A 12,110-nucleotide genomic window follows, 5' to 3' on the forward strand; every position below is an offset into this window, starting at 1 on the left:
CCACCGGGTTTACCGTTCCTTGGTCGCGCTGAACTTCACCTTGGGATGGCGTTCCTGCTGATAGCCGATGTCCCAGGCGCTCCGCGCCATGAAAACCAGATTGCCGTCCCGATCCTTGGCCATGTTGGCGCCATTATAGCTGACCAGATCCTTGATCGCGGCATCATCGCCGCTGAGCCAGCGGGCCGTGTCGAAGGGGGAGGGCTCCAGCCCCGCCGCGACCTTATATTCGGCCTCCAGCCGGGAGATCAGCACTTCGAGCTGAAGCTGGCCGACCACGCCGACGATCCAGTTGCTGCCGATTTCCGGATAGAAGACCTGAATGACGCCTTCTTCCGACAGGTCGTCCAGCGCCTTGCGCAGCTGCTTGGTCTTGGTCGGGTCTTTCAACTGCACGCGGCGCAGGATTTCCGGCGCGAAATTGGGCAGGCCGGTAAAGCGCAGGCCCGGCTTTTCGCTCAGCGTATCGCCCACGCGCAGCGCGCCATGATTGGGGATGCCGATGATGTCGCCGGGGAAAGCCTCGTCCGCCAGTTCACGATCCTGCGCGAAGAAGAGGATCGGCGAATGCACCGCCAGCGCCTTGCCCGATCCCGACGGCGTCAGCTTCATGCCGCGTTTGAACTTGCCCGACACCAGCCGCATGAAGGCGATGCGGTCGCGGTGCATCGGGTCCATATTCGCCTGCACCTTGAAGATGAAGCCGGTGACTTCGCTCTGGTCGGGTTCGACGGCGGCGGGTTCGGCCGGTTGCGATCGGGGCGCGGGGGCATGGGCGGACAGGGCATCGATCAGTTCGGTGATGCCGAACAGCTTGAGCGCCGACCCGAAATAGACCGGGGTCAGATCGCCCGCCCGATACCGGTCATGGTCGAATTCGGCATAGCCGCCCTGCGCCAGCTCCGCCTCTTCGCGCAGTCTGTCGAGCGCGCGGTCGGACAGATGATCGGCCAGCGCCGGATCGTCCAGGCCATCAAACTGGTGGCGCGTGCCGTCAAATTCGCGGCTGGGGCCGACCGGCTGCATCAGCCGGTTAGTGGCGAAGTCGTAAATGCCTTCGAACTCGCCGCCCATGCCGGCCGGCCAGCTCATCGGGCAGACGTCGAGCTGCAACTGATCGGCCACTTCGTCCAGCAGGCCAAAAATTTCGCGGCCTTCGCGGTCGACCTTGTTGACGAAGGTGATGATCGGCAGGTTGCGCAGGCGGCACACCTCGAACAGCTTGCGCGTCTGCGGCTCGATGCCCTTGGCCGCGTCGATCACCATGACGGCGCTGTCGACGGCGGTCAGCGTGCGATAGGTATCTTCGGAAAAGTCTTCGTGGCCCGGCGTGTCGAGCAGGTTGAAGGTGATCGTCTCGCCATCGCGTGTCCGCTCGAACGTCATGACCGAGGAGGTGACGGAAATGCCGCGCTGCTGCTCGATCTTCATCCAGTCGGAGCGGGCGCGGCGGTTGGCGCCGCGCGCCTTGACCTCGCCCGCCAGATGGATCGCGCCGCCTTCCAGCAGCAGCTTTTCGGTCAGCGTGGTCTTACCGGCGTCCGGGTGGGAAATGATCGCAAAGGTGCGGCGGGATGGGATGGTCATGATGATTTTCTGGGTCGCGAGTAACAAAACCCGTTCACCCTGAGCGAAGTCGAAGGGCTCGCCTGAACGGAGTGAAGGCACTTCGCTACGCTCAGTGGAGGGCTTCGACTTCGCTCAGCCCGAACGGAACCAAGGATGCGCCGTTACACGTCTGCCAGCGTCACGTCCATGCGGAAGCTGCGGCTATCCCCCGGCAGCAGCGCCATGATGCCCTGCTTGGCCCAGACATCGCCGTCAAACCCCTCCAGATCGGCCATCCCGGCCCAGGGTTCGACACACAGATAATGGGCGCCCGGCTTTTGCCACAGGCCCAGCCAGGGCGTGTCGGGGAAATCGATCTTCAGATGCGGCCGGCCCGGCGCGCCCCAGGTCAGCGACCGGCTGGCCAGATCGTCCCAGATCAGCGCATCGCCTTCGAACATGGCGTGGGTCGGGATCAGCGTGTCGCCCTCGACCGGCGAGGCTATGGTTTCGCGCGCGATCAGGCCCGGTTCCTCGCCAACCTTGCGGATCGGCGCGGGTTCGGGCTGTTCGAAAGTCACGCGATGCGCCTCCGCCGCGCCGCCATAAGGCAGCGGCCAGGCGAAGGCGGGGTGATAGCCGAAGGAAAAGGGCATGAGCGCCTCGCCCCGGTTGCTGACGGTGGCGGTCATGCGCAGGCTGGCGCCCTCCAGCACGAAACCCATGTCCAGCCGGAAGTCGAACGGATAGGCCGCGCGCGTCTCCTCATCCGCCTCCAGCCGCAGCAGCAGGCTGTCCTCTCTCTGTTCCACCACCGCAAAGGGCTTGCGCCGGGCAAAACCATGCTGCGCCATCGGATAATCCTGCCCGTCGAGCCGATAAATGTCGCCGCGCGATCGGCCGACAAAGGGAAAGAGCAGCGGCGCATGGCCGGTCCACCAGCGCGGATCGGCATCTGTCATCAGTTCGCGACCCTGCGCATCGGTCAGCGACCAGAGTTCGGCCCCCAGCGGATCGATGCTGGCGGACAGAGCGGAGGACGAAATGGCGAAACGGGTGTCGGACAAGGCTATCGGCTCCTGCGGGAACGGTATTTTCGCATAGCCCGGTGGCGCGCCCCTGTCTCCCATCCAGATTGTTTCGCAAGGGAACCGACAGGCCCCGTCACTGGTTTGGCGAAGCGGAGGATCTGTCATGAAATCATTTGCCATTGCCATCGTCCTGGTGGGCCTGACGCCGTGCGCGGCGATCGCCCAAAATCAGGATAAGCCCAAGCAGGAAGAAGCCGACCAGAAGAAGGACGGCAATCTGGACAAGGCGGGCAAGATCGCCACCCAGCCGGCCCGCGACGTAGGGCTGGACAAGGAGGAAATTCCGCCCGTTCTGCTGAAGGCGGTGGAAAATCCCTATGCCGCGCCGCCCTCGCGCACCTGCAAGGGGCTGAAGGCGTCGCTGGGCGAACTCAATGCCGTATTGGGCGAGGATTTCACCGTCGGCGCCAAGGCGAACGAGAATCGTACCGGCAAGATCGCCGAGGCGGTCGGCAAGACGATCGTCAATTCGCTGATCCCCTTCCGCGGGCTGGTACGCGAAATCAGCGGCGCGGCCCCGGCCGAACGCCGCTTGCAAGCGGCAGTAACGGCCGGCATCGCACGCCGCGGCTATCTGCGGGGCATGGCGGCGGCCAAAGGATGCAAGGTCGCGAGTTGAGATTCCAGTGCTCCTGCGAAAGCAGGAGCCCAGTTCTGCTTTCGCAGGAGCAGCTTGAGATCGGCGTAAAGCGGGTTTCGCTTTCGCCATTTGGCCCTATATGGCGGGCATGACCGACATGCGCTCACTGGCCGACATTCAAGAAGAGTTTGAGTTCTTGGAAAAGGACGATCGACACCGGCTCATTATTGATCTTGGTCGATCGCTGGAAGCCATGCCTGATGTTTTAAAAACTCCCGCTACGCTTGTCCGGGGATGTCAAGCTCAGGTCTGGACCTACCCGATACGCAATGACGACGGCTCCCTACATTTCTTGGCAGACAGCACGTCGGCAATAACTAAAGGCATTATCGCTTTGGTTTTGACGATCGTTCAAGATCAGCAGCCGAAAGAAATTTTGGCTGTCGACATGGATGAAGCGCTTCGTCCATTCGAACTGCAAAATCATCTGACATCAAATCGAACCGGTGGCATCCCCAACATGATCGCCCTGATCCGCGAAACGGCCGGGCGCTACACGGGGTAGGGCGCAGCCTACCACGCAACTTTCCCCGCCATCGAAACATTATCCTTCCGTAACCGAATGGAAGGAGAGAGGCGATGCGCGCCATCCTGATGATTGCGGCCGTGGCAACGCTGGCCGCCTGTGCCGAAAAACCCAAGGCCCCGACTCAGCGCGAGCAGATCGGCCAGTCGTGGAAATATGAGGGCGGCGAAGGCAAGGCCGCCAAGGTCGCCTATATCGGCAGCACCAACAGCGTGGTGACGATGACCGCGCCCGACACTTTTTCGGTGCTGTGGTCCAGCCGCTCAAGGAAGGCGGGGCTGACGTCACGGTGAAGCTGGTGGGCGCGCCCTTCACCTGCGACCTGTCCGATTGCCGGGTGAAGGCCACCACCGACGATGGCAAACAGCATGAATGGAAGGGGCGGATGGCGACCAATGACGACGGGATCGCCATCGCGCCCTCGCAGGGGGCCTATGACGCGATCCGGGACGCGAAGAGCGTGAAGGTCGATCTGGTGGTTGACGGCAAGGAAAAGACCGCACCCTTCCAGTTCAACGTCGAAGGGCTGAATTTGAAGGGCTGAGTCGTCCTTGCGAGCGCAGCGAAGCAATCCACTGGCGTACCCATGGATTGCTTCACTGCGCTCGCAAGGACGGATATTATTCCTGCAACGACACACCGGGACTGCGCGGATCGGCCGCGCCGACCCAGCGACCGTCCGGCATGCGCTCGGCGGCATTGGCCTTCAGGCCCAGCTTGCTGATGCTGACGCGATGGCCCAGTTTCTCCAGCGGCCCCTTCATCGCTTCCAGCGAGGTGCCCTGTTCCAGCACCAGACCGTCGCCATTGAAGAATTCCAGCCCATGCGCGATCGAATCCTGCGCGGACAGGCCCCAGTCGAAATGGGCGATCAGCGCCTTGGCCACCTGCATGATGATGGTCTTGCCGCCTGCTGCGCCGACGGTGAAGATGGGCGTGCCCTTTTCATCATAGACGATGGTTGGCGACATGGAGGAGAGCGGGCGCTTGCCCGGCTCCACCCGGTTGGCGACCAGCTTGCCGTCCCTTTCGGGCGAGAAGCTGAAATCGGTCAGTTCATTGTTCAGGATCACGCCATTGGCGATCAGTTGGCTGCCGAAGAAGCTTTCGATCGTGGAGGTCCAGCCCACAATGTCGCCATCATGGTCCACCGCGACGAAATGGCTGGTGCCGCTTTCGGGCTGGGGCAGCGATGCCGTGCGGGGCTGCGCGCCGGGCGGGGTGCCGGGCTTGTAGACGTTGAGCGCCTTGTTCAGCCGGATCAGCGAAGAACGTTGCTTGAGATAAGCAGGGTCGATCATGCCGCTGATCGGCACCGATACGAAGGCGGGGTCGCCCAGCCAGGTGTCGCGATCGGCATAGGCCAGCTGCATCGCCTCACCGATGACATGCCAGGACCGAGGATCATCCTTGCCCCATTGCGCCAGCGGGAAGCGCTCCACCATGCCGAGGATTTCGAGCACGGTGATGCCCCCGGCCGAAACCGGCCCCATGCCGCACACGGTATAGACGCGATAAGGACCGCAGACCGGCTTGCGCGGTTCCGCCTTGTAGGCGGCGATGTCCGCTTCCGTCATCGGCACCGGATTCTTCGGTGCGTTGGTGACGGCCTGACTGATCAGCCGGGCATTTTCGCCCTTGTAAAAGGCATCCGGGCCCTCCGCCGCGATCCGCTTGTAGAGCGCGGCGAGCGGCGGATTCTTCAGCAGCGTCCCGACCGGCGGCGGGGCGCCGTCGACCCAGAAATATTTCTGGATTTCCGGGAAGTCGGCCCAGATATTTTGCGTCGCGCGCAGCGCCGTGGCTGTGCGTTCGCCCAGTTGATAGCCATCCTGCGCATAGCGGATCGCCGGCTGGAACAGATCGGCCCAGGGCAGCTTGCCCCATTTCTTGTGCGCGTCCCACGCCAGGCGCAGATTGCCCGGCACGCCGGCCGAATAGCCACCCGGCCAGGCTTGGATGAAGGGCAGGGGCTTGCCGTCCGGTCCCATGAAGCGATCCGGCCGGGCGGCGGCGGGCGCGGTTTCGCGGCCGTCGATCGAGTCGAGCACGCCGGTCTTGCCGTCATGATGCATCAGGAAACCGCCACCGCCGATGCCGCTATTATGCGGTTCGACCACGCCCAGCGTCAGCATCATCGCGATCGCGGCGTCGGTGGCGCTGCCGCCCTTGCGCAATATCTCCTGTCCCGCCTGCGCCGCGCGCGGATCGGCGGCGGAGACGGTAGCGTTGGTCGACACCGGCTCCCGCGCGGCGGCGGGCAGGGGTGACAGGGCAAGGAGGGCGACGGAGGCCAGCAGGCCAGAAATGCGAAGGATCATGGCCGCCACCCTATCGCCCTGCCGCCGCATCGCAACCCCTTGGGATAGACGCAGGTTATGAGGCGAAGCCCGAACCGGTCAGAGTCTGTTTGGCCATGCGCCCTTGGCGCATCCGCACCGGCCCGCACCCCCACCCGACCGCCCAGATATGGTACCCTGATGGGTGGTCGGGTGGGGGTGCGGGCCGGTGCGGCCTTGAAAATGCGCTCTTCCGCGCATTTTCCAAACAGACTGTCAGGCGTCGACGCCGACCAGCTCCGCAATGGTCTTCACCCCGTCACGCGTCATCAGCGCTTTGAGGCCCGCATTGATACGCTTCGCCAGATACGGCCCTTCATAGACCAGCGCGCTGTACAACTGGACCAGCGATGCGCCGGCGCGGATGCGGGCATAGGCCTGTTCCGCATTGGCGATGCCGCCCACGCCGATCAGCGGCAGGCGATCGCCCAGCAGGCGGCGGAAATCCTTCAGCCGCGTATGCGACAGGTCGGTCAGCGGCGCGCCGGACAGGCCGCCCGTCTCGCCGGCATGGGCCGATCGCAGCGCCGGGCGGGTGATGGTGGTGTTGGACACGATCAGCGCATCGACCCGATGATCGATACAGGCGGCGGCGATATCCTCCACATCGGCTGGTTCCAGGTCGGGCGCGACCTTCAGGAAGATGGGAGGGCCGCCTTCGGGACGCGCCGCCATCACAGCGCCCAACAGATCGTCCAGCGCCGCCCGCCCCTGCAAGGCGCGCAGGCCCGGCGTGTTGGGGGAGGAGATGTTGACCGTCAGATAATCGGCCAGCGGCGCCATGCAGGTGACGCCGGTCGCATAATCGGCATTGGCGCGCCCGGCGGCCGTCGCCTCCTTGTTGGCGCCGATATTGATGCCGATGACAGGGCCGTCGCCTACCGCACGGCGATAGCGGGCGATGCGGTCGGCAGCCGCGCCCTGTCCGCCATTGTTGAAGCCGAAGCGGTTGATGACGGCGCGGTCCTCGACCAGACGGAACAGGCGCGGCTGCACATTGCCCGGCTGGGCCAGCGGGGTCAGCGTGCCCAGCTCGGCAAAACCGAAGCCCAGCCCATGCATTTTGTGCGCGACCCGGCCATCCTTGTCATAGCCCGCCGCGAGCCCGACCGGGTTGGGAAAGCGGATGCCGGCCACCACCGATTGCAGCATCGGATCGGGCGCCAACGGCGCGGCGGTGGGCATCATCCGCAATGCAGCGATCGACAGATTATGGGCGCGCTCGGCATCCAGGGTGAAGAGCAGCGGGCGGATCAGGCGATAGGACATGGCGCTGCCTATGCCAGCGATGCGCCGGGGCGTCGAGTCGCTGTTGCCAATGAGACACTATAGCGGGGCAAGGTTATTTCATGACAGAAAACGTCATGATTGAGACCGTTAGCAATCGCAAAATGTCCGATCTATCCAATAATATTTCACCGATTCCGGCGTAAAGCCGTCTTGCGACCCGAAGGCTCTTAGGCCCATGGCCGATGAGACCTTTTCCTGACCCGGCGGTGAAAACCGCCGGGTCATTTTTTTACCCGACGCCATGTTGGCGGCATAAAAGTGACAGTTTCCCAGCCATTCCGCTTGCGCCGCCATGCCATTGGCGCATAGTGTTTTTCCTTGGGGTGAAGAACATGGGGTCGCATCATATCGACACGATCGGTGGCGCAATCGCGCTGCCGGACGAGCGTGGGCCGCTTTCCTACACGGTGGCGGCGACGCAGGGGCCTGTGCGCCTCAGCTATGTCGCGCCCCCTGCCCATTTGCGCGCCTATTTCGGCTCCCTCTATCTCTTCAGCGTTTCGGCCGATCGTTTCGCAGACGCAACACGGGCTGACGTGCCGCAACTGCGCTTCATGCTGGAGGGCGGCGGCGATTATCATTTCCAGGACGGGGTCGTGACGGCGACGCCCGACGTCTGCCTGCTGGGGCCGACCACGGCGGCGACTCGTTTTCAACTGGACCGGCCGGTGCGCGTACTGGGTATTTCCATCCTGCCGGCGGGATGGATGGCATTGCATGGCGGCGACGCCAGCCTGCTGGCGGACCGGCTGTGCGATCTGGCGGCGGAGAAGGGCGACCTGTATCGCCTGCTGCTGGACCGGCTGCGCGGGGCGGATGACGATGTCGATGCGATGGCGGCCCTGTGCTGGGCGGAACTGGGCAGGCTGGTGCGGCCGCCGCGCCCGGCGATATGGGAATTGCTGGCGGCGGTCGATGCCTGGCTGATGGACGAAGGATCGCCGCGGATCGAGACGCTGGCGGAAACCACCGACCTGTCGCCGCGCCAGCTCGCGCGCCTCACCAACAAATATTATGGCGCCCCGCCCAAGCTGCTGGCGCGCAAATATCGGGCGTTGCGCTGTTCGGCGCGGATCGCGCTGGACGGGGAAAGCTGGCAGCAATTGTGCGAAGAGGCCGGTTTCTATGACCAGTCGCACTTCATCCGGGAGATCAAGCATTTTATCGGCCTGACCCCGCACCAGTTGCAGACCGAGCCGTCGGCGGTCGCCCAACTGACCCTGTTGCGCCGTTCGCTGGGTGGCGATGTGGCCGTGCTGAACCGGCTGAGCTAAGCCGCGCCCAAGCAAAATTTCCTTGATTAAACGCCTCTGTGCGACCACATGCGCCCAATCGGATGGAATCAGTCCGATTTGAGAATGGTTCGCAATTTATGAAGGGCGCGTGACGCGACATGAAACTGTCGAGCTTCGCTGACTATGCGGTCGTGCTGATGTCCGCCGCCGCGCGCCATTGTGGCGCCGCGCGGATGAACGCGACCACGCTGAGCGCCGAAACCGGTATTCCGCTGCCCACCGCGCAGAAGCTGGTGAGCCGCCTGTCGGCCGCCGGTCTGCTCGAATCGAGCCGGGGCACCGGCGGCGGCGTGCGCCTGTCGCGCCCGCCGGCCACCATCACGCTGGCCGATGTGGTGGAGGCGGTCGAAGGACCGATCGCCATGACCGCGTGCAGCGAACAAGGGGCGCATGACTGCAATCTGGAACAGGATTGCCGCATCCGCCCGCACATGAATGTGGCGAACAATGCCATCCGCGAAGCGCTCGCGGGGGTGACGATCGCCAGTCTGACACGAGAAATGGCATGACTGAACAAGCAACCACCGTTCGGAATCAGGAAGCGCAGGACGCCGCTGATCGCGCGTCGACCTACGAACATGGCTGGTCGTCCGCCATCGAGCAGGATTTCGCGCCCAAGGGGCTGAACGAGGATACGGTCCGCTTCATCTCGGCCAAGAAGAAGGAGCCGCAATGGCTGCTCGACTGGCGGCTCAAGGCCTTCGCCATGTGGCAGAAGATGGAAGCGCCGGACTGGGCCAAGCTCAACGTCCCGCCGATCGATTACCAAGATGCCTATTATTACGCCGAGCCGAAGAAGAAGGTGGAACTGGATTCGCTGGATCAGGTCGATCCCGAAATCCTCGCCACCTATCAAAAGCTGGGCATCCCCATCGCCGAGCAGGAAATGCTCGCCGGCGTGAAGGGCAGCCGCAAGATCGCGGTCGATGCCGTGTTCGACTCGGTCTCGGTCGCCACCACCTTCCGCAAGGAGCTGGAGGAAGCGGGCGTTATCTTCCGCTCGATCAGCGAAGCGGTGCGCGAATTCCCTGACCTCGTAAAGAAGTGGCTGGGCAAAGTCGTGCCGATGCACGACAACTACTTTGCCACGCTCAACTGCGCGGTCTTTTCCGACGGCACTTTCGTCTACATCCCCAAGGGCGTTCGCTGCCCGATGGAGCTGTCGACCTATTTCCGCATCAACGCGGAAAATACCGGGCAGTTCGAACGCACCCTGATCGTCGCGGACGAGGGTGCCTATGTCTCCTATCTGGAAGGCTGCACCGCGCCGATGCGCGACGAAAATCAGCTGCACGCCGCCGTGGTGGAACTGGTTGCGCTCGACGATGCCGAGATCAAGTACAGCACCGTCCAGAACTGGTATCCCGGCGACGAGAACGGCAAGGGCGGCATCTATAATTTCGTGACCAAGCGGGCGCTCTGCCAGGGCCGCAACAGCAAGGTTTCGTGGACGCAGGTGGAAACCGGGTCGGCGATCACGTGGAAATATCCGTCCTGCGTGTTGAACGGCGAGAATAGCGTCGGGGAGTTCTACTCCGTCGCGCTGACCAACAATCTGCAACAGGCCGACACCGGCACCAAGATGATCCATAATGGCAAGGGGTCGCGCTCGACCATCGTGTCCAAGGGGATCAGCGCGGGGCGCAGCAACAACACCTATCGCGGCCTCGTCCGCGTGGCGCCGGGCGCGGAGGGCGTGCGCAACTTCACCCAATGCGACAGCCTGTTGCTGGGCGATCAGTGCGGCGCGCATACCGTGCCCTATATCGAAGTGCGCAATCCCAGCGCCCAGATCGAGCATGAGGCGACGACGTCGAAGATTTCCGACGACCAGCTCTTCTACGCGATGCAGCGTGGGCTGGATCAGGAAAGCGCGGTGTCGCTGATCGTCAACGGCTTCGCCAAGGAAGTGCTGCAACAGCTACCGATGGAGTTCGCGGTCGAGGCACAGAAGCTGCTAGGCATCAGCCTTGAAGGCAGCGTGGGATAATATCATTCCCCCGTCATGCTGAACTTGTTTCAGCATCCATTTCGCCGTCGCAGGCGAGGGTTGGGGGAGAAATGGACCCTGAAACAAGTTCAGGGTGACGTGGAATTTAAGAGCTTGAAGGACTGAGACTTGAGCGACGAAGACGATATCCAGGATGCCCTCGCCGATTTCGCGGAGGATGTTAGCAACGGGCAGTCATGGACCGCCGCGATCCGTATCCTGACCGAGGATTATGAGCTGGAAGAGGGCGAGTTGCAGGCCCGCGCCGCCAAGGATTTCGGCGATCTCGACGCCTATCAGGCGGAAAGCCGCGCCGCGCTGGAAGCGGGCGATGTCGCTTTCACCGAGAAGCTGCGCAAGGACAAGGCGTTCCACAAGGCGAAGGCGCCCAATCTGGCCCGCATGGGGCCGGTCAGCGAATTCGTCGTCGCGCTGCTGGAAAAGGGCGCGCCGGAGCCGGACGCCGACTGGTGGCCCTATATGCCGATCAAGCGCCATATCGACACGCTGTTCCCCGCGCCGGGCGATGTGCGGGACATGGCCTTCTGGACCGCGCGGACGCTCCAGCGCGCGCAGAGCAACTGATTTTCGGGGATAAGTGATGCTGACGATCGACAACCTCACCAACGAAATCGACGGCAAGGCGATCCTCAAGGGCCTGTCGCTTCAGATCAATGCGGGCGAAATCCACGCGATCATGGGGCCGAACGGCGCCGGCAAGTCGACGCTCGCCTACACGCTGGGCGGCCGCCCCAATTATGACGTTACCGGCGGCACCGCCACCTTCGAAGGCGAAGACCTGTTCGAAAAAGACCCGCATGAGCGCGCTGCTGCCGGGCTGTTCCTGGGCTTCCAATATCCGGTCGAAATCCCCGGCGTCTCCAACCTGCAATTCCTGCGCGAGAGCCTGAATTCGCAGCGCCGCGCGCGCGGCGAGAAGGAACTGAACGGTGGCGAATTCATCAAGCTGGCCAAGGAAAAGGCCGGCCTGCTGGGCCTCGACATGGAGATGCTCAAGCGCCCGGTGAATGTCGGCTTTTCCGGCGGCGAAAAGAAGCGCGCCGAAATGGTGCAGATGGGCATTCTCGATCCCAAGCTGGCGATTCTCGACGAGACGGACTCGGGCCTCGACATCGACGCGCTCAAGATCGTGGGCGCGGGCATCAACGCGATCATGCGCAAGCCTGACAAGGCGGTGCTGCTGATCACCCATTATCAGCGCCTGCTCGACTATGTGAAGCCGGATTTCGTCCACGTCCTGGCCGCTGGCCGGATCGTCAAGTCGGGCGGTCCTGAACTGGCGCTGGAACTGGAGCGTGAAGGCTATGCCGAGGTGGTGGCCGCGTGATCCCTGTCCTACACCGATTCCTGAAGCCTAGCATGGCCATGCA

13 protein-coding genes are annotated in these 12,110 nt (G+C 63.4%); 9 read left to right on the forward strand and 4 right to left on the reverse strand.

Going from position 1 to position 12,110, the window contains the following annotated elements:
* Nucleotides 1–9: 9 nt before the first annotated feature.
* Complete coding sequence (locus tag BMX92_RS13110; RefSeq protein WP_093017147.1) at nucleotides 10–1,587, reverse strand: peptide chain release factor 3; 1,578 nt, start codon at nucleotides 1,585–1,587, stop codon at nucleotides 10–12.
* A 143-nt stretch (nucleotides 1,588–1,730) separates the two neighbouring features.
* On the reverse strand, nucleotides 1,731–2,615 hold the full coding sequence (locus BMX92_RS13115; protein WP_093017303.1) for an aldose 1-epimerase family protein: 885 nt from the start codon (nucleotides 2,613–2,615) through the stop codon (nucleotides 1,731–1,733).
* 127 nt (nucleotides 2,616–2,742) lie between these two features.
* Here BMX92_RS13115 and BMX92_RS13120 point away from each other — a divergent pair, with 127 nt between their 5' ends.
* The 4 genes from BMX92_RS13120 (at nucleotide 2,743) to BMX92_RS28025 (ending at nucleotide 4,349) form a co-directional block, all read left to right on the forward strand.
* On the forward strand, nucleotides 2,743–3,258 hold the full coding sequence (locus BMX92_RS13120) for a hypothetical protein (protein ID WP_256213417.1): 516 nt from the start codon (nucleotides 2,743–2,745) through the stop codon (nucleotides 3,256–3,258).
* 109 nt (nucleotides 3,259–3,367) lie between these two features.
* Nucleotides 3,368–3,784 carry a SufE family protein gene (locus BMX92_RS13125; RefSeq protein WP_093017307.1) on the forward strand — a complete coding sequence of 139 codons (417 nt, stop codon included), beginning with the start codon at nucleotides 3,368–3,370 and terminating at the stop codon, nucleotides 3,782–3,784.
* A gap of 74 nt (nucleotides 3,785–3,858) precedes the next feature.
* Nucleotides 3,859–4,098, forward strand: a complete 240-nt coding sequence (locus BMX92_RS28020) for a hypothetical protein (RefSeq protein ID WP_256213418.1) — start codon at nucleotides 3,859–3,861, stop codon at nucleotides 4,096–4,098.
* A complete protein-coding gene (locus BMX92_RS28025) occupies nucleotides 4,056–4,349 on the forward strand; it encodes a hypothetical protein (RefSeq protein ID WP_256213419.1) in 294 nt (97 codons plus the stop codon). The genes BMX92_RS28020 and BMX92_RS28025 overlap by 43 nt, the downstream gene beginning before the upstream one ends.
* A 76-nt stretch (nucleotides 4,350–4,425) precedes the next feature.
* Here BMX92_RS28025 and ggt read toward each other — a convergent pair whose 3' ends face one another.
* Nucleotides 4,426–6,126, reverse strand: coding sequence for a gamma-glutamyltransferase (gene ggt, locus BMX92_RS13135; RefSeq protein WP_093017309.1), 1,701 nt, complete (start codon nucleotides 6,124–6,126; stop codon nucleotides 4,426–4,428).
* A gap of 234 nt (nucleotides 6,127–6,360) precedes the next feature.
* Complete coding sequence (locus BMX92_RS13140) at nucleotides 6,361–7,413, reverse strand: quinone-dependent dihydroorotate dehydrogenase (protein ID WP_093017149.1); 1,053 nt, start codon at nucleotides 7,411–7,413, stop codon at nucleotides 6,361–6,363.
* A 353-nt stretch (nucleotides 7,414–7,766) separates the two neighbouring features.
* Here BMX92_RS13140 and BMX92_RS13145 point away from each other — a divergent pair, with 353 nt between their 5' ends.
* The 5 genes from BMX92_RS13145 to sufC all read left to right on the forward strand — a co-directional run bounded on the left by BMX92_RS13145 (nucleotide 7,767) and on the right by sufC (nucleotide 12,067).
* Nucleotides 7,767–8,708: a helix-turn-helix domain-containing protein gene (locus tag BMX92_RS13145; RefSeq protein ID WP_093017151.1), complete on the forward strand. Its 942-nt coding sequence runs from the start codon at nucleotides 7,767–7,769 to the stop codon at nucleotides 8,706–8,708.
* Nucleotides 8,709–8,827: 119 nt separating this feature from the next.
* Complete coding sequence (locus tag BMX92_RS13150; protein WP_093017153.1) at nucleotides 8,828–9,238, forward strand: RrF2 family transcriptional regulator; 411 nt, start codon at nucleotides 8,828–8,830, stop codon at nucleotides 9,236–9,238.
* Nucleotides 9,235–10,719, forward strand: coding sequence for a Fe-S cluster assembly protein SufB (gene sufB / locus BMX92_RS13155; RefSeq protein WP_093017155.1), 1,485 nt, complete (start codon nucleotides 9,235–9,237; stop codon nucleotides 10,717–10,719). Before BMX92_RS13150 ends, sufB begins: the two co-directional genes overlap by 4 nt.
* Before the next feature lie 129 nt (nucleotides 10,720–10,848).
* A complete protein-coding gene (locus tag BMX92_RS13160; protein WP_093017156.1) occupies nucleotides 10,849–11,304 on the forward strand; it encodes a hypothetical protein in 456 nt (151 codons plus the stop codon).
* A 16-nt stretch (nucleotides 11,305–11,320) separates the two neighbouring features.
* Nucleotides 11,321–12,067 carry a Fe-S cluster assembly ATPase SufC gene (sufC, locus tag BMX92_RS13165; RefSeq protein ID WP_093017158.1) on the forward strand — a complete coding sequence of 249 codons (747 nt, stop codon included), beginning with the start codon at nucleotides 11,321–11,323 and terminating at the stop codon, nucleotides 12,065–12,067.
* Nucleotides 12,068–12,110: the final 43 nt, after the last annotated feature.

Source organism: Sphingobium sp. YR768, from assembly GCF_900111125.1.
In the GTDB taxonomy this organism is placed as follows: Bacteria; Pseudomonadota; Alphaproteobacteria; order Sphingomonadales; family Sphingomonadaceae; genus Sphingobium.

What these genes read in the sequence shown, in the direction of transcription:
- BMX92_RS13110 (WP_093017147.1), bottom strand. Translation starts at nt 1,587, where the DNA reads ATGACCATCCCATCCCGCCGCACCTTTGCGATCATTTCCCACCCGGAC.
- BMX92_RS13120 (WP_256213417.1), top strand. Translation starts at nt 2,743, where the DNA reads ATGAAATCATTTGCCATTGCCATCGTCCTGGTGGGCCTGACGCCGTGC.
- BMX92_RS13125 (WP_093017307.1), top strand. Translation starts at nt 3,368, where the DNA reads ATGACCGACATGCGCTCACTGGCCGACATTCAAGAAGAGTTTGAGTTC.
- BMX92_RS28020 (WP_256213418.1), top strand. Translation starts at nt 3,859, where the DNA reads ATGCGCGCCATCCTGATGATTGCGGCCGTGGCAACGCTGGCCGCCTGT.
- ggt (WP_093017309.1), bottom strand. Translation starts at nt 6,126, where the DNA reads ATGATCCTTCGCATTTCTGGCCTGCTGGCCTCCGTCGCCCTCCTTGCC.
- BMX92_RS13140 (WP_093017149.1), bottom strand. Translation starts at nt 7,413, where the DNA reads ATGTCCTATCGCCTGATCCGCCCGCTGCTCTTCACCCTGGATGCCGAG.
- BMX92_RS13145 (WP_093017151.1), top strand. Translation starts at nt 7,767, where the DNA reads ATGGGGTCGCATCATATCGACACGATCGGTGGCGCAATCGCGCTGCCG.
- BMX92_RS13150 (WP_093017153.1), top strand. Translation starts at nt 8,828, where the DNA reads ATGAAACTGTCGAGCTTCGCTGACTATGCGGTCGTGCTGATGTCCGCC.
- sufB (WP_093017155.1), top strand. Translation starts at nt 9,235, where the DNA reads ATGACTGAACAAGCAACCACCGTTCGGAATCAGGAAGCGCAGGACGCC.
- sufC (WP_093017158.1), top strand. Translation starts at nt 11,321, where the DNA reads ATGCTGACGATCGACAACCTCACCAACGAAATCGACGGCAAGGCGATC.